The sequence below is a fragment of the Nitrospira sp. MA-1 genome, from assembly GCA_032139905.1.
GTDB lineage: Bacteria > Nitrospirota > Nitrospiria > Nitrospirales > UBA8639 > Nitrospira_E.
The window spans coordinates 733,392-754,055 of the sequence record JAQJDB010000007.1 but is presented as its reverse complement, the minus strand read 5'-3'; the positions used below and the strand labels follow the sequence as shown (position 1 = coordinate 754,055).

General features: G+C 56.9%; 14 protein-coding genes. 2 read left to right on the top strand and 12 right to left on the bottom strand.

What is annotated here, in order from left to right:
• Positions 1-368: 368 nt before the first annotated feature.
• From PJI16_16195 to PJI16_16140, 12 genes are all read right to left on the bottom strand, one after another.
• On the bottom strand, positions 369-1,511 hold the full coding sequence (locus tag PJI16_16195) for a patatin-like phospholipase family protein (GenBank protein MDT3779107.1): 1,143 nt from the start codon (positions 1,509-1,511) through the stop codon (positions 369-371).
• Between the two features lie 740 nt (positions 1,512-2,251).
• On the bottom strand, positions 2,252-3,313 hold the full coding sequence (locus PJI16_16190; protein MDT3779106.1) for a hypothetical protein: 1,062 nt from the start codon (positions 3,311-3,313) through the stop codon (positions 2,252-2,254).
• A gap of 307 nt (positions 3,314-3,620) precedes the next feature.
• The gene (locus PJI16_16185) at positions 3,621-5,474 is read right to left on the bottom strand and encodes a hypothetical protein (protein MDT3779105.1); all 1,854 of its coding nucleotides are present in this window, start codon (positions 5,472-5,474) and stop codon (positions 3,621-3,623) included.
• Positions 5,471-7,135 (bottom strand): kelch repeat-containing protein, encoded by a 1,665-nt coding sequence (locus PJI16_16180; GenBank protein ID MDT3779104.1) that lies wholly within the window; start codon positions 7,133-7,135, stop codon positions 5,471-5,473. Before PJI16_16180 ends, PJI16_16185 begins: the two co-directional genes overlap by 4 nt.
• The gene (locus PJI16_16175) at positions 7,132-11,133 is read right to left on the bottom strand and encodes a hypothetical protein (protein ID MDT3779103.1); all 4,002 of its coding nucleotides are present in this window, start codon (positions 11,131-11,133) and stop codon (positions 7,132-7,134) included. Before PJI16_16175 ends, PJI16_16180 begins: the two co-directional genes overlap by 4 nt.
• Positions 11,117-12,064 carry a hypothetical protein gene (locus PJI16_16170; protein MDT3779102.1) on the bottom strand — a complete coding sequence of 316 codons (948 nt, stop codon included), beginning with the start codon at positions 12,062-12,064 and terminating at the stop codon, positions 11,117-11,119. The genes PJI16_16175 and PJI16_16170 overlap by 17 nt, the downstream gene beginning before the upstream one ends.
• A gap of 11 nt (positions 12,065-12,075) precedes the next feature.
• Positions 12,076-13,566 carry a hypothetical protein gene (locus PJI16_16165; GenBank protein ID MDT3779101.1) on the bottom strand — a complete coding sequence of 497 codons (1,491 nt, stop codon included), beginning with the start codon at positions 13,564-13,566 and terminating at the stop codon, positions 12,076-12,078.
• A gap of 15 nt (positions 13,567-13,581) precedes the next feature.
• Positions 13,582-17,304, bottom strand: coding sequence for a hypothetical protein (locus tag PJI16_16160; protein MDT3779100.1), 3,723 nt, complete (start codon positions 17,302-17,304; stop codon positions 13,582-13,584).
• 86 nt (positions 17,305-17,390) lie between these two features.
• Positions 17,391-17,867 (bottom strand): hypothetical protein, encoded by a 477-nt coding sequence (locus tag PJI16_16155; GenBank protein ID MDT3779099.1) that lies wholly within the window; start codon positions 17,865-17,867, stop codon positions 17,391-17,393.
• A gap of 98 nt (positions 17,868-17,965) precedes the next feature.
• On the bottom strand, positions 17,966-18,190 hold the full coding sequence (locus tag PJI16_16150) for a hypothetical protein (GenBank protein MDT3779098.1): 225 nt from the start codon (positions 18,188-18,190) through the stop codon (positions 17,966-17,968).
• 80 nt (positions 18,191-18,270) lie between these two features.
• Complete coding sequence (locus tag PJI16_16145) at positions 18,271-18,606, bottom strand: hypothetical protein (protein MDT3779097.1); 336 nt, start codon at positions 18,604-18,606, stop codon at positions 18,271-18,273.
• 9 nt (positions 18,607-18,615) lie between these two features.
• Entirely contained in the window at positions 18,616-18,825 is a 210-nt protein-coding gene (locus tag PJI16_16140) for a PAS domain-containing protein (GenBank protein ID MDT3779096.1), read from the bottom strand.
• A 757-nt stretch (positions 18,826-19,582) separates the two neighbouring features.
• On the opposite strand from PJI16_16140, the gene PJI16_16135 reads away from it, so the two are divergent.
• Positions 19,583-20,008, top strand: coding sequence for a CBS domain-containing protein (locus tag PJI16_16135; GenBank protein ID MDT3779095.1), 426 nt, complete (start codon positions 19,583-19,585; stop codon positions 20,006-20,008).
• 58 nt (positions 20,009-20,066) lie between these two features.
• On the top strand, positions 20,067-20,498 hold the full coding sequence (locus tag PJI16_16130) for a cytochrome c (protein MDT3779094.1): 432 nt from the start codon (positions 20,067-20,069) through the stop codon (positions 20,496-20,498).
• Positions 20,499-20,664 lie beyond the last annotated feature (166 nt).

Sequence of the window (20,664 nt, the reverse complement as noted above, 5' to 3'; positions counted from 1 at the left end):
TCCACATCCTGACAGAATAAACCATACTCCACCAAGTATCACAAAGAAGGCAAGTGGATATATTTTTCTCCTGTCTGTGATTGAGATTCTCATGTGCCCTGATTATCCAATATGTTTTCTCATCAAAAAATAGAGCGAAATACCAGCACTTAGGGTCAGACAGGTCCAAAGGTTTTCAAGCCGTTTTTCCGCACTAAAAAAGTCATGCTCACTGTTGAATAAGGATAGCGTGGCGCACTTCGTTCTAGAATACGGGAAGACCGCCACCCTCTTTTCCCAGTCACAACTCACTCCATCTACACCGGCGACGACCTACCTTCCTGTAGCGTTACAACTGCGTAAGAGAAACGGCCAATTGAAATGGTCTTTTACAAAGGGTACCCAGTAATCGGCCATGATGGCTTTTTATAGACCCTACCCTCAATCAATTCATTAACGTGTTTTCTGATAGCGGTGTCCGCCAACGCATAGCCCCAATTGATTAAGTGCCCTTGTTCCGCATCATTGAAGGCATTTAACCGAGTACGTACATTCTGCAAGCTTTTAGTTAATTCATTGTCGCTCACGAGAGAATCATCCAGCTTGTAGTTAGCGATCTGGGTGGTAATCCCGAAATAGGTGCCTCCATAGACTTCATGGTTACCCTGTTCATCGAGCCTCTTGAAATTATACAGCAGCGTTCGCTTTCTCAGTGCGCGTTGCTGATCGGTCATCACATTGGTCATTCGAATGAGCTGACTGGCCCAATTGGTTTTTAGCTTCGATGATATTGAAAATGGAGCCCCTGCATCACAAACCAACACATGGCTGTAAGAACCTCTTCCCTTCCAAATGGCCTCTAAGCCCATATTGTCGTAAAGGCCACCATCGGTCAGTACCAACTTCGTTCTAAGATGAATATCATCGAAATGAATTGCACCATCAGTACGAACCCATTTGGCCGGATCGGTTTCAAGAGTGACTGGCGACATCACGGGTGGAAATGCGCTGGAAATTCCAACGACCTTGGCCATAGAAATATCGGGGTCAGGGTATGAACCAATTTTGTAATCGGATAGAGCAGACTTTTCGATTCTGACACTGGACCCTGTTTGATAGTTGGTTCCATAGAAGAGAAAACCAGGCGAGCGATCACTCAAAGCTTGAATATTGACGCCGTGAAACAACTCTTTATCATAGGCTTTTGCGACTTTATCGCCAATCGTATCGCTAAAGGAAAAGAGCCCCGATAGACCCGCCATCACATCCAGACTTTTTGAACAAAACTTCTGAATTGGCTTGGCAACCACCTCCTCAAAATTCGTAGCAATGCCTGAAGCCTCAAATATTAATTTATCCCAGTTGACAGCCAAATAGCCGGTCGTGATGCTTCCCCCGGAAACACTGGTTATGGTTTTAAGCTTAGGCAACAGACCAAATTCATTGAGCCGCCAAAACGCTCCAAGGGAATAGAGAGTTGCCCGGTAGCCACCACCTGATACCGCCAAACCAATTGAGTACTGGTCTGCCATGATATTCCACCCTTTCCATGAGGTATTTATTATGAGTTGAGAGAGAAATAGTCAGTCTGTATTTCTTTGCCAATGGTTATAAGAATATTGTCACACCCACCGGGAGACTCATCGCTGCCCGGACCGACCTTGCTCGCATTTTGCCCGCAAGAAGCGTCTATTCAAATCCGGTCGAGGGAAGAGCCCCGCCCCCGGAGTCTAATTTTTTGAACCGGGCGCGGACGACTCCACGGCACCTCACCTGGTTTCGAAATTTGTGTTCATGGGTACGTTCATGGGTGTCTCCTTATTGTCCGGTGGATAGTTTATTGGTTCAGTCTCACTCCCGTGCGGCGATCTTGTTTCATGGTCACAGCTTCCCGATCGCAAAAGTAGCACTTTCTACTGTGAGGGCAGAGCCCTCGCCCTCAAACCTTCGCCCCTCCACCGTGTCTTTCTCGTCAATGCCGACAATTCATGAATCCATCCAAGCAGTAGGCCATTTGAAAAAATCCGGCGGTACGCGGAATTGGTGGGGGGCTTGGGATTGTCCTGCATGGCCTCTAGTTCGGCTATCTTTTAATGTATGAAAACTAGATCTGCTTGAAGATCGCTGAGTCATTGTTGTGTGATTGTGCCCTCCAAGTGGGTAACTGCGCTGTCGTTTTGGTTGATCGTCGTACCTCACCGATCAACTTGGTGGACGCGGAGCCGATGTGTGATCGCAAGACCCGGTCCCAACGGTGCACAGCCCTTCATTGCTATCTAGCGAATCTTAACTGCCAGTGGCCCTGATTGATGCGATTTCCCTTCCTCCAGGTAAAAACACGTCGTCGATCTTTGTCATAGGGCGCATAATCCGCAGCATACAGGTACTCTTTTTGTTTGGTATTAAACAGATCGACTATGAGAGTTCCCGAAGCCAATTTTTTCAAAGCCAGTAGTTCCTTTTCTCCAACGACGGCATTGCCTATTTTTACGCTTTTGACTTCGAGTTGACCGGCGATGTTCACCTTGCCGTTTCCCCGTGGCTTCAAGTTTATATCTTGACTAGCATTGTTTCCTGTTGCGTAGATCGTATTGTATCCAAACCCAATCCCTTGGCTTCCATTACTGTGGCGAAACTCCACGCCGCTGTCGGGCGAGAAATCTCCAGTTACATACAACCCCCGGACAGAAGCCGGATGGGCACCGATGCGATTATCCTGCTGGACATCCAGCTTCGCCTTCGGTGCATCCGTCCCTATGCCGATGTTGCCTTCTGCCGTAACCCGCATTCTTTCGGTGCCACCATTTGCAGTATCAACACGGATTCTTAAGCCATCCTTTGGATCAGTGGTTCGGACATCTACAAATCCTGCAGGAATAGCCCCATTGACAAGACCGCCAAATAGCCTGAGTCCATTTTGGCCGGCATTTGTAGTGCCACCAAAATAAAGATTCCCATCATTCTCACCATTGGCATTTGGCAACAGAATGTTACCAGAGCCTAACGTTAACCTTTGACTTGGCTGCGTCGTCCCGATGCCGACGTAACCATTCGTGCTGACAAATAATGCGTGCAGAGCTTCTTCGCTATAGACCATACCCGCACCGGCGAGTACTGCCAGCATGCCAGCTGCTGCCAGAAGAACAACGGCGTTTCGGGTAGTTCTGGATTTCCCTTTCTTGCCATGCGGCTGGTTGGGAGCATAGCCCGGCACGCTGGCCTCGAGCGAGGCCAGTCTCTGCCTTAACAACTCAATTTCATCGTGGAGTGTCGAGGCTTCTGTCGCCATGTTTGCCTTTTCTGTCTCACCGCCCTCTGCTGTGTGGTGTGTCATAGGTCCCCTTCCATGGATGGTGTGGTTTCGTTCTTACAGGATGTTTCGAATCTATTTCCTGCTTATGCCCGCCTATCGATGCAACTCGCTTCCGGCGAACCCACGCTTCCGGGATACCTCTGTCGCCCCACTCCGGGCCGGGGTATGGTTGCCTTGGCCGCCCGGTTGCGGATGCGGGGAATTCATTCCGGAAATACGAGAAGGCACCGGCTACCTGTCCGACGCACAACTGCAAATTAAGGCATGCGTCCCCTTTTCTGCCCCCTTGAGGTGGATATGACCTGACCGCTAAAGACTCAACTCCGCATCATTGGACCTGGACCGAGAGCTCTGCCCCCGACTCAACCTGGAAGCCGTTGCCAAATCCCACACTCTGCTTGCCCCGGAGCAAGGTTTTCGTACCAGCAGTCAACGTCGTGTTGGCGGAGACTCGAACGGCGTTTCCGACGTAGGCGTAGCCGTCCTTGATTTGATCGTTGTCGATGGTCAGGGTCTGGTCTGCGACCCGTCGTTGGAGCGCGTAGAGGGTCGTTCCGTGCCTCGTGATCACGCTGCCGTCGGCAGCGAACCGCAGCGTCAGATTCTCCCCGAGGTCACCAAGCGGCTCCTCCTTAATTAGCTTGCAATCGGGTCCGTAGATGTAGAACGTGCCGTTGTTCCAGAAGTAGGCATTCGACTCACCATCGAGAATGATGTTGGAGGTCGCCGCGAGACCAGCGTCAGAATGACATCGCTCGTTCCCGTTCAGGAGGTCCAGCCGGACGAACCGGCCGCCCGCGATCGCCACGATTGAGGGATCGGAAGGGTTTGTCTTTGCGTCGATCGTCGGTTGGCTCACTGCCAGATGCTGTGTCCAGTACCATGCACCGTGGGAAAATGCGCGCACGATCCCGTTCGAACTGCCGGCAGCGAGGATGGCATACTCGTGCTCAGGCCCCGCCGAGACGACGGGATTTAAGCGCGGCCAGTTCCTGTCGGCTTTCCACTCGCTGGTGTTGTCCGACTTCGTGCCGGTAGCCGCATCGAGGGCGAAGAACCCCTCCTTGGCCAGGGTGTAGGTCATGAAATCCGCGCCCGGTGGACTGACCACGACGTTGGTTGCGACGCCACCGGTCGTTGTTTTCGTACGCCAGATCGGCAGCAGCTGTTTGGGAGCGGCCTTTGCGGTCCAGGGCGTGAGGCCGTAGATGTAACTGTGTGTACCGCTGGTGGCGAAGTAGATGTTGCCACCCGTGGCAACGGTAAGCTCCTTGTCGAGCTTGGTGTCGTTGGGTAAGAAATCCAACGGCATCTCGCCAATCTTTTCGCCGTTTCTCTCCAGGTCGAACAGGCGTATCTGGCGGTCAGAGCCAACGTTATACAGTCGACCCTGCCTGTCGATCGCCGACCTCATGCCCGGGTTGGATATCGTCACCCCCGGCCAGCGACGGGCACCGTTCGTCGACAGGCGTTCGACGTTGCCACCGGCAATGACGATAACGTCGTCACCGTGAATCAGCGGCTCCGAGTCGGCCAGAAGCCCCGTGAAGATCTGAGTCCTGTCGACCACGGGAGGCTTCCCGGCCGAGTAGAAGATCCAATCGGTCGTGTCACCGGAGGCGATCGAGGTATCCCCATCGACCTCGAAGGTGACGATCAGGCGCGGCTTCCTGTCGGAATCTTCGCTGACCAGGGTGATGGACCCATAGTTCCAATTCGAGTTCCGGCTCTCCGACCGCAGGAACAGACTCAACGTATTCGGTCGCTCCTTCAGGGCTTCGGCGACGACGTCGACGAGCCCATCGCCGCTTGTGCGCGCCTCTTCACCAGAGGCTCTGATGGTCCAGGTTGCGATCGACCCCTGGTCGGTTTTCGGTCCCGTACATTGTTCGTTCGTTTCGAACACTCGCACTATCTGCGTATTCTGGACATCGCTCGTTCCGATGACCCGGAGAGTCGCCCCCGTGATCTTGGTGGGGTGCGATCGCGCGACGGGGCCCAGATCGAAGTGAAGGCATGCCGTGTTGCTGGAAACGTGTTTCTCGGTGGCCGAGATCACAAGGTCCAGGGAAGGATCCGTCTTGAACGGGAGCAGAGTCGTGGTGATTGACCCCGACGCCTGTGCAGTGGAAGCAAGCCCCGCACAGGAAATCAGCAACGCCGCTACATGGATTTTGTTCATAATCTTACCTCCGGAATGTATACGTGAAGTCGGCATTTGGTTATTCCCGGGCGATCGCCGAGGGCCCGCAGGAACATCCGCTCGCCGAATTCGATTGCCGCCAGGCTATAGGGTGTTACCTGGTAGGTCTCGAGCTGGGGTTTCCTGGGCATAGCGGTGAAGCTCCCCTGGTTTTTGGCCCAGGCGTTAAATTTTAGCTCCTCGAGGTTGCCGATGAGATAGGTTGCAACGAAGTACCATTGTCCTACCAACCTGCCCACGGCGGATGCCAGCGCGTACTCGGCGCCCACATCTGGCTCCTTCTCCTTTTTCCAGGCTTCATCTGTTTTCGTGCGCGACCACAGGTCCTTATACCCCGCTCCGAACGGCTCCTTCACGCCGGCGTAAACGACGATATGGTCGTCCGAACTCGCCGCACCGAACATGCACCTACCGGGCCAATTAGCGGTGGTCGGGCCCTGCCAATTCTCATCTCCCTTGGCGAGCTGCCACACATCGTTCTGCGCGTTCCCATTCTCGTCGAATCCGCCCATCACCCAAAGCTTGTTGTCAAACACGACACATGCGTGACCCATTCGCGGCGAGAAGCGTTCCGCCCTTGAATTCCACTCCTTCCAGCCCTCATCCCGTGTGTAATGCCAAATCCGATCGGACCCTTGGTCTGGGCTCACTGCCGAGCCACCCAGAAGCCAGAGCTTCTTGTCGAACACGACACCGGGGCTGGTCTCCATTCCACGAGGAACCGACGATGACTCCTGAAGCCAGGCACCTGTACCGCTCTGGGAGCGATACAATCGCGCTTGACCGTCCTTGATGAAGATCCCGGCCATGCTGGGAGTAGTGTCTTCTCCGAATATCAGCCCACCGAACAAGGTCGACGGCTCGCCGTACGAACCGGAGTAGTCCAGGGAGATCCAGCCCGGCCTCTCCCTCCGTACGATAATCTCCCGCGTGATGTCCTCCTTATGGCCGGCGCGCTTGGCGATAAGGAGGTACCTGTTTTCACCATCTTTCGGCGGATAGTCCGGGAAGGCGTTCTGGGTTAAGTTATCTTTCGTCTGCATCGGGACCATGTGTCCATCGCGCAGAAGCTCGACGCTGGTGGCCTGATTGACACTCCACGAGAACGTCACCTTCCCGCTACCGGAAAGATAGGTCGGCGTGGCCGTGAACTTCACGATTTCGAATTGCTTCTCGTCTTGCTGCTTTTGAATGGCGACTTCTTCGGAATCCTTAGCATTACCCGTGAGGTCGAAAGCCAGTTTGACCTTGGCTAGACCGGCATTGGTCTCAGAGACGATCCCGGTGAATGTCAAGACGAGGCCTTCCGTGGCGTCGACGTCGAAACCTCGCCTTCCGTACTTGATACTCCAGTTATAGGAGGATTCGTCGGGCTCGCTGCCTGAGATCTCAAGCTGTTCACTGGGATCTTCGGCGACGGCCGGTGACACGACGGCGACGAGCCCCAAATCTGTGGCGACACTCACCAGCGCGTTTTCATCGTTCCCGACATCAACTTTAACCGCCAGCATCTTGATCGTCGTCGTGTCCGTTTTGGAGACGATTTTGATCATCACTTTGTTGTCCTTCGTATTCTCGCCCGATCCGACGAAGACTTGGGTCTTCTTCTTGTCGACCGAGACGTTGAACGCTTGGCTCATTGTGCACCCTCCCTCTCGACTGTGATGGTCACGGTTTTCTTACTGGTATTGCCACGATTGTCGAAGGCGGTGAGGACATAGGTCTCTGTCTTCGCGACCCGGACCGGGCCCTCCCATTCCGGCGATTGAGCCAAGCTGGCCTCCTCCCAGACCTTGTCGGGCTCTGCGATGTCCTGACGCCCGAGGGTCACGCGGTCCGCCCCCTGGACCTTCCATGCCAGTCTGATGTTGGTATTGGGCGGCACCTTCGTCGCTCCCTCGCGCACCCAGAAACTCAGGATGACAACCGGGTTCATGCGCAAACACAGCCATCCCTCGTTCAGCTGCTGCGGCAGCGACCCGAATCTCGCCCGGTCGTCGGCAGCCCCGATTTCGGGGTTCTGCCGCCACTTGGTGACTTCGGGACGCACAGCCCAGGACCACTGCCCGTAGTCGTCCGAGGGGACCGGCATGCGCGGCATGTCGCTTGTGCCAAGCACCGGCGCAGTCACAAAGAAGACGTCCCTGACCCCGGCGACGCTCGAGACCACGCGCGCCGGAAGCGCGGCCCGCTTGGCCGGGAGGATTCCGGTCCGGGCGACCACCGGGCGATGCGGATCGACCAGCATCGTCACCCTGGTTCGGGTCGCCGAGTTGGCGTTGACCGTCCAATCGTGCTCGTACTCGATGGCCCCCTTGTCGCTGTGACCGCCTGTCGATGCCCATGCCCCGGCCGCCGGATAGAACACCTTTGCTCCAGCGTCGCCACCAAGTACTCCGATGAGGCCGTCGTGAGGGTCGCCTGCGTCCCCGAGGCGAAGTGGAAACGGAATCTTCGTGTAGGAGTCCGCGACCGCGGCCGACTTGTCCCAGTCCACAGCCGTCTTCTCGGCGAGCTCGATCGAAAGCGATGCGGTGACGAGAGCGAGCGCACGACCGACGAGGATCGACAACAGAGGGTCGTCCTGCGGATTTGCCGTGTTCTTGCTTCCGAGCAGGCGCTCCACCAGAGCATGGAACTCGTTCCCGGGGTTGATCTCGAGCGCGAGGAGATAATCGACGAACGCGGCGAGGGTCGCGTCCTCTTCGCTCAGGGAGTCCGGCCGCTTCGACTCCCACACAGACGAATCGTCGGACGCCAAATCCTGGTAGAAGCTCAATGAGTCCGGCGAACTGTCGTTGGGTACCGGCACCCAGAAGAATGCCTTGCTGCCTCGATCGGGTGCCCCACCGGTCGCCACTGCATTGACGCGCAGGGTCTTCTGGATGGCGCCGAGGACTTTCCCTGCGGCGTTATAGACAAGGAAACTCCTGTCGAGGCGGTTCGGGACCAGCCAGCCATGGATCGGGCTCGCGGCTGCAGCATCCACGGCGGTCGGCAAGGCCGGTTCCCAGACGAAGCGCAATCGAGCCGGTTGGCTGAGGCGCGGCGGCAACGCCAGTTTCTCCGGGGCGCCATCGGCTGGCAGCAGGCGCACCGGGCGCTTGGGACGATTCAGGTCTTCCGGTTTTAACTTCAGGGTCTGGCCGAAGGCATCGACGATCCAGAGATTCTTAAGACGGAGGGTTCCGGAGCGGACCGGGAAGAGAGACTTGCCTGTGTCGGGGGAGAGCAACTGGGCCGTCGCCACGAGCTGGCCGACGGGGTCTTCAGGCTCACCCTCGCCGGAAACAAGGAATGCCGGGCTCACCGGCGGGAGCTGCACCGCGGTATCGAGCTGTAGCAACGCCTCATTGAAGCCGCCCAGAGTCTGCGATAGAACCGACGGGCTAGCGAGGCGAGCGATGAACGCCTTCATATCGGCCGAATCGCGGCTTTCCGATCCGCTCTCCTGGAGACTTCGGCGTAGGAGGTGCGTAGAGTCCGGGTTCAAGATCGTCCAGCCACTGAAGCTGGACAGCTCCCGCGACGCTTGCGACCCGCCGCCGTTGGTGGCACCCCTACGGTGAACCAGGTCGCCGGACTCTTGACTGAGCTCCCAGTTCTTGGTCGGACTCCAATTGACGGGCTTGTATTCCGACTCCCATTCGACCTCCCACTGTAGTTGGAACGGCAACCACGGATTGCGAGTCCAGACACTCTGGCTGGCCGGTCCTGGAGCGGCGGCGTATTCCGCCAGCCTCGTGTACTGCGACTCGCGCGGAAGCGAGGGCCGTCGCAATGCGCGCTCCACGAACGCCCTGATGTCCTCAAGCAGCTCCTCGAGTCTCGGTGTACTCTTGAGCCCTGCCATCTCGTACGCCTTGCGCCCGATGCGCTCGACATTCACCGTCTCGAGCAGCATCGCTTCGCGGAGAAGACTGTCGATCAGTTCTCCAAAGGCGGAGCCGATGGGCACATCGCGCTTGAGGACAAACAGTTGGCGCGCGCGCACGACGTTTCCCTTTCGGCCGTTGGGTATGTCGATGAGCAGCGAGTCGACAAGCGCCTCCGGCAGCCGGCACGGGAGTGCTTCGTCTTTCGCGTTGGCCTGGAAACGGGATGCCCGACCCAGGCCGTCGCCCGAGATCACCACCGTCGGCTCATTCGGCTGGTAGAACGGAACGAAGGTGGCGTCGGCCACTTCGAGGTCCGGACAGCCGTCGGCAAGCAGCTTGTCGAGCGCGGTTTTCGATAGTTTGAGGTCATTCTCGAGATTCGTCAGGTCCCTCACTGACTTCTCGACGGCCTGCTCGAGAGCGACCTTTCGATCGGTAAGCGGTGTATTCTCTGCCGGCTCGGGACCCTCCCGGTCGAGGTAGTCATTCGCCCAGAGGCACCAGGCGCCGTAGAGCTGCTGGCGCTCGGCCGCAAGTTCCCGCCGCCTCCGTGCCAGGCTCTCTGCAGTGCTGTTCAGCTTCTCGAGCGCCGCCTCCAGCCGCTCTGGGACCTCCACCGGCGGTGCCGATTCGCCAACCTTGGCGGCGCGGCGCTCCTGAATGGCAAACGCGGCTCCGCCGTCAGACGCGCCGAATCGGCGGAGGTGCAGTTCGTCGCTCAGTCTTATCGGATCCAACTCCCTGGACAGAATGCCATGCTGCAAGCCCTGGAGAACGGTGTCGGTATTGGCCGGGTCGGTCTCGGCCGGGCGCAACAGAGCCGACAGCGCCTCGATCGACGAGTTGCCCACGGCGACCCTGTAGCCGTCCGGGTCGGGCGCCCCCGTGGCGTAGCGCTGATCGGGCCCGCGCCACGCGATGTCGACAACAGCACCGTGGCAGGCCGTTCGCGTCGCGGGCTCGGCGGGCTCCTTGGACTGAGGCTCGCAGGACCACTTCTGCTGGGTCAGCCTCGCATTCCACTGTTCGATCGGAGTTCTCTTCCGTGACTTCTCGCCGAGCTTTACTTCGAGCGGAGGCAGGGGTCGCTGAAGCGGGTCCTTCGCACGCTCCGAGTACCAGCCGACGACGAGGTACCCCAGGCGCTGCCCCTTGCCCAGCGTCGGAGGGGCCGGGTCGTGAAACCCGAGGACACCTTTGCAAGCCGGATAGTACGTTGCAAAGGCGGGATCGCCCCAGCCGAGGGCCGTGAGCTCAATCCGGAACGGCTCCTCCTTCGGCTCCCACGGCCCTCCTTCGGCGAGCCTCTTGCACGCCCCTAACCGCGTAACGAGCTTCGCGGCCTTCAGGTCCAAGATGCTGATTTGCTTTTCATGACTTCCTTCCTGGTCGCCGTCGAGCGCGTCACTCTCCACCAGCCAGCTACACACCGCCACCGAACCATCGCTCGATTCGACGAACCGCTCCACCAGCCAGCGATTGGGGATGAGGGGGTAGCCGGATTCGGTCCCACCGTCCTCGGATGCTCGCGCCATGGCCTCGGGTAGAGCCCAGTGGAGGTGAACCCCTGGCTTCGGCGTCCACTTCGACTTGTCGAGGAGGCCGACGATGTTGACACCAAGGTAGCTCCACTTTTGCAAGATGTCCGCAAAGCGCGGCGAGATGTCGGACCAAGTTGTGGTGAGATGGGCCTCCTTGCCGACCAGGAGGGCATCGACACTCATCGGAACGAGAAGATAACGATCAGGATTTGCGCTCATTTTTTTTCATTCCAGCAGCCTCGAACCTGACCCTGCCGGGACTCTCCACCATCTGCAGGCCGAACTCGGCGGCGGTGAAGAGGCTGTACTCACCTTCCTTGTCCATGGCCCCCATGCCCTTGAGTTTCTTCTCCAGGTTCTCGGCGAGCTCTTTCACTTTAACCACCCGGTTCACGCCTGGGCGCATCGGCACGTCGAGGGCATCGCCCTTCTTGACCTTCGCCTTCGGCCCGGGGAGTTGTTCGCCTGCCGGGGCATTGACTCGCCGCACGCTCAACTTCTGGAACCCCCCTTTGGGCGTTGGCGATGCGCCGAAGTGCAACCCCTCAAGGGGTTGCCTGACTTCGATAAACTTGATCACGCCATTGTAGAGACACAGCAGAACGTCGGGGCCGAGGCGGTCGATTCGAAGCGCCTTCAGAACACCGATCGGCTTCTCGATCGTGGAGTCGAACCCCTCGGAGGCGACCACCTCGAGCCCCTGCCAGCCCGCGACCACGGACGACCGCAGCAGAAAGCCGGTGAGTGGCCAGTTGAGCTTGGTGAGCTCGCTCGCCTTGGCTTCGTCGTCGTCAGAGTCCGCACGGCCACGATCCCGGAGCGAGGCGCCCGCTTCAGAGGCGCGGGCGAGAAAGCTGTTACTGAGTTCCTGATCGACCATCTCATCACGCTCGGTCCCGCGGCCGACACTCACAGCCCCCTCGAGCAGACACTGGACCCAGGCCTGGTCGAGATAGAAGAACCGGATCGACTCCGGAGGCAGCATCCGCTCATCCGGGACGAGGTAGTTGAATGGAACTCCATAAAGCAGCAACCCTCGGCCCAGCCAGCCGGCAATGTCGTCCGGAACACTGAGGTCGATACCCTTGGTGAGCCGGCGCTCGAAGTCGCTCTTCGGTGGGGAATTGCTTGCTGTGTCCTCTGCCATCATCACTCCGTGCGTTACGAGTTAGAGCCCTTCCCAGAAAGAGACCGGACGGCGCGCTGACCTTCCGCCGACATAAGCTGCCGGAGGGCGTGACGTTCCAGCATGAGGGCGTCGGTCTTGCCATCGGTGATTTTGAACTTGTGGCGCGTCGCCTCCGTCCTGATCTCCTCAGCGATCACCTGTGTGACCTCCCGGCGATAGAGATAGACCTCCTTTGTAAAGAGACGGTCTTGCAGGGCAAGTAGGCGTCCAAGCTGCCAAGCGGCGGCGTAGGTCGTCTCGAACAACCCGCTCTTGTAGTCGTACCCGAGGGCGGCGTCGGCACACGGGTAGAACGGGTAATCCTCGTGCTTCTCAATGTTCAGGGGGACGAGCGGACCGCGATACCACGAGACCGTTTTCTCACCGATCCGGACCGTGTGGTTGAGGCCGACATAGCCATGCTCAAAGGCGTCAGCGACGGTCTTGGAAGCGTTGTCCTTGGCCGCCGGCTCCGGCGGCGGAATGCACAGGCGCCCGTCCGACCCATCATGGTTGCCCTTTAACGGGTCGAGGTTGTACATCAACACCTTGAAGTCGTTCCTGCCGCGGCAGGTAAAGCTCCAACTGGCCAGCACCGCAAGCCGTACCGTCTTCTCGGAAATCGTCTTACCACCATGTAAGTAGCCGTCAAACCCTTCGAGAGAAACCAGGTACGCGGTGTTCTTCTGACCCTCCTTCTCCTCGAAAACGGGGGCCTCCCTGCCGTCATAGAGGACCTCAGTGACGGGAACCACCTTGCCATTCTCAACCTTGGTGACGGGCGTCTTCACAGTCGTTTCGGGGAACCGGTTGGCGACAATGACGGAATAGCAACCGTCGCCGAGCCGTGAGAGGGTCTCCTTGTTCTCGCTGTCGACTTTGCGTACGTGGGCGAGATACGGCAAGTCGTCTTTCGCAGGTACGATCGACTGGAAGAGGTTCGAGGGCAGGTCGACGACATTGCACAGATCGTCCGGGGATTCGTACTTGTCGTTGATCTTGACGCCCTTCGGGCCACGAACTTCGCTGCCAGGGTCAAGGAGCTCCGAAACCTTTGCCGAGCGCACGGCGCCAAACGGCGGCTTGTTTGCCTTCTTGTCCTCCTCGCGCTGCGACTCCGTTCGGATATCGTCCTTGTCGCTCACAACCAGTAGCGCGGCGAACGGGCACGGGGCCTTGGGGTCCTGGGGCTTGTCGTGGATGGTCCGCTCCCACGGGATCGTCTTGCGGGTGAAGACGATATGTGGCAGAGCGTTGTCGTACGCCCCGGTCTCTCCACGAGGGGGAAAGACCGAATAGATGTCGGAAGGCGCAAGCGAGAACCGGGGACCAGCGATCGTGAACTTCAGCTCCTCGTCATACTTGGCCTCCTCCCCCATGCGCAGCGTCTGGTCGACTTTAACGCTGTAGTCCCCCGGAGGGAGGCTCGGGATGCAGGACTGGAAGAACCGGATTTCACCCTCGAGCTCGGCTTCACCGCCCATGCTTGCTTCTCCTCATCATTTCTTCTCGAGCGGTTGACCCAGACAGGCCATCCGCGGTGATGCCTGGTACAAGCGGTCCGCCGTCTTCGACAGGATCCGCAAGTCGATCGTGTTGAGCCGAACAGCGGGGGTCGCGGCCTGCAGCGCGTCCAGGATGCGTTGCCGGCAAGCCTCCGACCCTCCGATCTCGATGGTGTTCATCAAGGTGTGAGATCCGTGCGCTTCAATCGGCTCTGGTGCCTTGAGGTCCGGCCGCCAGTTGATGTCCTTGCCGAGATCCTCGTAGGCCAGTTTCTTCAGATCGACCGGCAAGAGCTCGTGGGTCGGGTCGGCCCCCTTGATCGTGAAACTGAGGCCGGTCTGGGCGCCGGCGATGACGTCGGAGCTGGGTCCCTCTTTCGGCTTGTCCGGACCCCACATGGCGGTCGGGACGCCTTGCCGCACCACCTTTGAAATGACGTTCTCTTTCGTGTAGGCCCCGCCATCGAGTCGGCTGAGTACGACATCGTAGTTCGATGTCAGTTCCCGCACGTCCATCGGCTGGACGCCATACTTCCGTTGAATTCCGTTTGCGTCGAGGTCATTCTCTGGCGTGTACTTGTCCGTCCCATTCAACTTGATCGTCGTCGCGGGGGCGGCCGAGGAAGTCGTCAAGACGAGCTGATGGGCATTAACGACTGGCCAGTCAGCGCCATCGACCGTTCCCTGGCTGATAAGCCCGGCGCTCACCCGAAGCGTGATGAGCGACGGGTTGGTTGGAAGTAACGTTTCTTCGAACTGGGCCCAAGTGAGGGGATCCGGCTTCTTGCGTTCCTGATGGCCGAACTTGACAGTGAACGAGATGATGAACCAAGTGATGTGCGCCCGGCCGGCAAACGGCGGGCCCCATAGGGAAAGATCGGCCGACAGCTCGACCTTGAGGGTGGTCCTGCAACCGAAAATCTTGAAGGTGTACGACACACCGAGATTGACGCCGACGTCGGCCTCGTAATAGAAGGGTTGCCACTGCAGCAGGAAATCGGCGTAGGCATCGAACCACGCCTTGAGTCCGCCGGACTTGAACACCGCCGCCAGTTTGCCGCCCGCCATCAGGCACGAAGGCGTGAGCGCGAAGTAGAGCTCGCCGGTAGCGCGAAGCTCGGCGGAGATCGGCCAATCGATCGCGACCCGCGGCACCACAGGATAATGATCGGGCTTAAGGAAGCGAGGGTGGTAGCCGCCGATCGTAACCACGAAGTCGCCGTCGTGGCTACCGGAGAACCAAGTGTAGAACGCGAAACCTCCTGCTAACCGGCACTTGCCGTCAAGGATGAAGGAATTCTCCGATAAACGCCCTTCGACCTTAAGGGTACCGGTCGTCAAGTTGAGCTCGGCCTTGAGCTGGAGCTCGGCGTAGGCGACCGGTTTCTTGGCGCCCTTCGGAATGCTGAGCCGTGACAGGCCGAGTACCGAGATGGCCACCTCCTTGCCGAAACTGAACGCAAGGAGCACGAAGGATTCGATCATCTCGAACGAGCTGAAACGGACACCCAGCGCGAACCAATACCCGCCCGGTGACGACGGGATGTAGTCCCGTAGCTTGGTCAGGGCGGTCTGAACGGGGTTTTTGGAGCCTGCAAAATACGTCTCGTCGAACGCTCCCCGGACAAGCGGGAAATTTTGTACCTCGTCGATCGGCGGCAGTTTGAGCGCCCGGTGGAAGCCGAAGCCCGCCGCAAGGCCGGTGACATGAAAAAAAGCCGGTCCGCCCAGGTCTTTGTGCAGAACGGCGAAGATGAAGAAGGACGGGTCCTTGCCTATAGTGGTGTACGAACCTAAGCCCGTGATCGTAAAGTCAGCGGCCTTGATCAGGGCCATGCCGTCGTATTGATCTGCCCCGCTTGCGGTGGAGGAACGGAGCAACGCCCCGGAGATGCTGACCGGGTCAGCCGCCAAACTGAGACCGAGGCCATCGAGGTTAAAGCTGGGCTGGGAGGGCAATTTCAAAGGCAACGAACCACCGAGACCCTCAACTGAGAAAGTGAGGGTCGACACCTGCACGTTCGCGCTGACCCGGAATTGGACTTCATCGTCCCAATATCCGGCGCCTACACGCTCCAGATACGCCGGACCGATCGACCGGTTGAGCTTGAACCATTTAATCGTCTTGGTTTGCTTCTCTTTTTGGTCTGAGCCGCCTAATTCGAGAGTCCCGTTGGGATGGCTTGTAGCTTTTGCCTTGTTCTCTCCCCCGCCTAAGGGAAAGCTCATCGGGTAAGACTCCCCCGTCACCTGAATAGCGGCCGAGAGCAGCAGACCGCTAAAGGGTTCGCCTTCGGGCGCCGTGAGCTGCAGCTCCTTGGAGAGAACCGAATTGATAGCGGCGATTTCGTCGCGGAGGAAAGGCCCGGAGGCATACTGAACACCGAGGGTCATCTTGGCGGCCTCCTGCGATTTTATCGCCTCACCCACGAAAGGTAGTTCGGCGAAGTCTACGTCCATACCCAGGTTCACGCTGACCAGTGCCTTCGTGTTCGGATTACCGTTCTTCGTCTGCTTGGTCTTGACCATGACCAGCACCGGGTTCTTCACGGCAACGCTGAACCCCTTTGGAACGGAAACCTTATCGCCGAACATGGGAATGAACAGATCGTCTACCAAATTGACCTCCCCATCGAGGGCCATCACCAGCCACTTGGATTGACTTTCGGAATGGATTGAAAGGGTAAAGATCAGCGGAGGTTTTTCGGCACCGCGTGCGAGGAAAACCTCCCCCTCAAAGCTCCAAGTTTTGTTCGCTTTCCCTATCGCCAGCCGGATGACGGCTTGAACCGGGTCATCCAGCTCGACTTCGAGTACAATACCCTTGAACTGGCGGCTGAGCACCATGAACCCCCTGCGGACTGTCAGATGGCCCAGAACCTCGTCAACGGCCAGCGGCAACGTGAGATCTTTGTCCAGGCTTTTGATCGCATCCGCGAGGTTCTTACCACCGCCCTTGTCCGCCGGGAACGGCTCAAGAGGGAGCAGATACCGTCCGGCCCGAACGAACGCGGCGGTCCGCTCGGGTTGTGGCAATTTCGTGGCCGACGCTACCTGCGTCTCGGGTGTCGGGAGAGTCGGGAAGACCGTGACCGGGCCGGCCGACGCAGGTAGGGGCACAACGGCGGATGGGGCCTCGTCGGGCAACAGGCGCACAGTCGAGACCGTGGACGCCGATATGACTGCAGTCACGGCAGCCGGCTCGGGCAGGCCGGGCCGAACCGGTCCATCGACGGCGGGCAGTGGGAGAGGTATCACCGACGGAATTCTGTGGTCCAACAGAGGGCTGGGGATTGGCGACGGCTCAAACCCAGGCGGCGAAGGGAGGGATTCCGCCGGCAGTCCGGATCTCACGGACTTCGCCGGCGGCAACCCGATGAGACCGGGCTCAGTCGTCGGCAAAACGAGTGTACCGGTGTCTGTTTCCCGGGGAAGACGGCTAACGGATTGCTGAACCACCGTCAGCAGTGCGTAGGTCTGCTCCAGAAGATCCCCCTTTACGTCGATCTTGAGCGGCGGCTTAACGACCCCCATACCCGTATAAGTGAAGACAAGCTTGCGATCCATCGTCGCGAGTTCGATGGGCACTCCCGTCACATCACTCCGCCACTTTTCCCAGAGGGTCGCGAAGCCTTCTTTGTCCTGCTCTGCGAGCCACTCCCCCAGCGCGACGGGACTCTCGAACTCTTTGAAAGGATCTCCAGATGAGTCAGTCATGTTTGCCAAAGCGATGACCTCGGTTGGAGGATTTGTCTGGAGCCATTATCGCCTTGTTCCTCTACGAACTTTTTTATTTTTATAGTTTAACCTTTTGGATAATTGTCCACCGCGATCACGATCTCCTTCAATGCGAGTGGGAAATCCATAGCATCCTCCGGTAGTTTGAACCCAATCACCAGCTCACCGTAGAGTTTCTTCAAGGGTTCGCCAGTATAGAACAGCGCCGCAGAATAGAGCACAAGGTCGGTATTAATTAAAATATTTGCCACGTCCCTAGCTGGGCTGGGGAGTTCTGCTACCTCTTTTCCAAGATCGAAATTCTTTATTTCTAATTTATTGGTTACCCATTTAGAAAAATCACTCGCCGACCCAAGATTGACAGGTATCATCCCTTCCGGGGTCTGCAAGGCGAATCCTTTCTCCTTCACTTCTTTGGTGATGGCCGATACCTTTGCCAAGGCGTCCCTTAGGGCCTGGGAGGCCTCAGCAAACGCTTTTTTGTCCACCAATACGGGTTTGCTGTTGATCTCGACCAGGGCGTATTTAAATTTAAGTGCCATAGGAGGATTCCTTTCTTTCCCAGCCATTCAACCGAGTTTGTTATGGGTGACGTGTTGTGTGCTATGTGAACTCGAGCACTTTGCGGTGGAGGGAGAGTTCATGCAAGGAGTTTCATTTGAATCTCGACCTTGTCGTCGCTATTGATTTGTTTTGCATCCAGATGGAAGTTCATGCTCGTCTTGATGCTGTTGCAATCCCGCATTAACTCGGAGTAGTGCGTCAGCTTGCCGATGATATCGTCTTCGATCTCCTTCTTCTGCTTCTTGTTCGTCGGTTTCTCATTCGTTTCCGTGTTTGAAGTATGAGTTGACATAGCTCCCATTGTTTCTCTCTGCGGAAGGCGAATGGCCTGTTGAGCATCCAATTTTGGTCAAGTTGCACATTCCTGCTTTCTTGTGGAATCTAAAGGAACGTGTTAAGGGTCAGGCCTTGCATTGCAAGACCACCGGGCATGTACCGCCGTTCCCGCTCTTCGGCCTCTAAGACCTCTGACGCCAACGCCCGGAGTTGGGCGTGCTGTTCACGCAGCTTATGCTCGGCCTGCCTATGCTCGGCGATCTCCTGTTGCAGGCAGGCATTGGTCACCAGCAGGGAGGAGGTGCGCTCCTGCACAACTATAATCAGTTCGTCTTGCTGCTCTTGCAAAGCCCCTTTGCACCGTCTGAGATCAGTGACATCAACGCACGACCCTAAGTATCCGCCAGGGCCCCCCTCTTCTGTGCGCGATGGCACACCCATATGCAAGCCTCAACAATATTGGCCATCCTTCCCGCGCTGACGGTCATCGGGATGAACCGCTTCCGTCCACGTCGTCCTCAGCGTTTCCTCCAGAGTTCGCCCCGTAAACATCAGCCATGACTTATTGAAATACGTGCCGCGCGTATCCATTCCAGCAATCCAGATCACGCCGGGCATCGTATCGGCCATGATGCGGAATTTCTCTTGCTCGCTTGGCAGTGTGTTGTTGACGAGCTTCTTGTCTCATTTCTTTTGTAGGAAAATGCAAGATTCGCCCTCTTTTTAGCAGAATGAAGTAATTATAGAAACCCCAAAGGGATAAACTTTGCCTCTGAAACCACAGCAACAAATCTGGAAGGCGGTAGCGCTATGGCTGCAATCACAACATCTGGTTAGATCAAACCCGGTGGCCGCCCACAAAGCCATAAAACTTTCAGGTAGTTGTCAGATGATAAGCATGCGACACCCAGGTGCCCACGGCGAATGCAGCCTGGGGCACGGCAGTCAGGGGGAACACCAGTGACACAAAGAATGTCTCCACTGACAACCGGCGGGGATGACAGAAGAAGAAGGTTGCCCATAAAGGCACGAGGCTTGCTTCAATTACTGTACATGCAGAGCTCCTGATTTCATGATTCTTACGAGAAAGATACCATCCACATGGTTCAACCTTTTAAAGACAAAGGACAACACATACACCCCGATAACGCGGAAATGTTAAAAGTGAAAATTTGAGGAAAAACCATCCTGTCTGTTGAGCCATCCAGATGGTCAGGGGAGGTCAATTCTCGCATAAAGAATCAGGAGTTTTTATCCATCACTTTAAGTGATGGAACAGCTTTGGAGGTTGGAGGGTTGTATATTCGAAATGGAAGTCATACCTGATTTCGCCCCAAACCGTTTAAATTTTCATTCACTCCATCCGTGTGAAAAGACTTTTGTGGGGTTATGAGTGAAAGAGAGAGAGGAGAAACGCATGAGTCTTCACGCAATAGCCACAGTCGGCCTCAGAACAATCCAGCAAATCGCCACACTCCATGATTTCTCTTTTCATCACGATCAGAATGGATTGGCCATTACAAAAGAACTCCTCGCGTCTTCCCTTCCAGGCGGGCCAGTTGTTGATCCTAATGGGCACTGTGTTGGGTTCATCAGCCAATTTGATGTGCTGGCCGTGCTTGAAGCGGGACGAGATGTCAGCCAATTAACCGCTGAGGAGATCATGGTGCCGGACCCCATCGCAATTCCTATTTCCACCACATTAGCGGAGGCTGTCAAAATCATGAAAGACCATACTTTTCTGGTACTTCCAGTAGAGGAAAATGGTTTGATGATAGGATGCCTGACCCGGCAGAATCTTTTGCATGCATGGGTAGATCTGGGATTAGAGCAAAAAGACTAAGTGAAAATGGAGCACACGAAAAGTGTTGCAATTTGGGTCTATGGAAAGGGAAGGGACGTTGCAAGATGCGACAACATCGTACTTCTTTGAGGTTCAGTGGGTTCACTCAATACAAAAAGCACCAATTCCTCTCAGCCTTCTTTTCCCCCTCCTCACCTGGGCCTGTCTTCTGTTATGGCCGGGAGAAGTCCAGGCTCAACAGACCACAACGATCGATGCGGGAGAAACAATGTATCGTCTGCATTGCCTCCGGTGTCATGGGAAGGCCGGCGACGGAAGGGGCCCGGATTCATCCGCATTAATCGTGCCCCCCACAGATTTCCATTCTCCGCAATCCACAGCCAAAAGTGAGTTAGACCTTCGTGCGATTGTTATTTGGGGCTTGGTCTTTAGCCCCATGCATGGTTGGTGGGATCGATTAAGTTCAGAGGAGATTCGAGAGGTGATCAACTATATCCGGCAATTAGCCCCCTACCAACCCAGGATCTAAAGTTTAAAGTGGAGGAAACCTCATACGGATTTGCCGTGATGCCTCATTACGATTACAAATGTCTCTGGTGTGGCAAAGCATGCCTTCTGGCCTTAAGGCTCAAGGAACATGAAACCGAGGCCGCGACATGTCTCTCATGCGGAAGCAAAGAACGAGAGCAATTAAT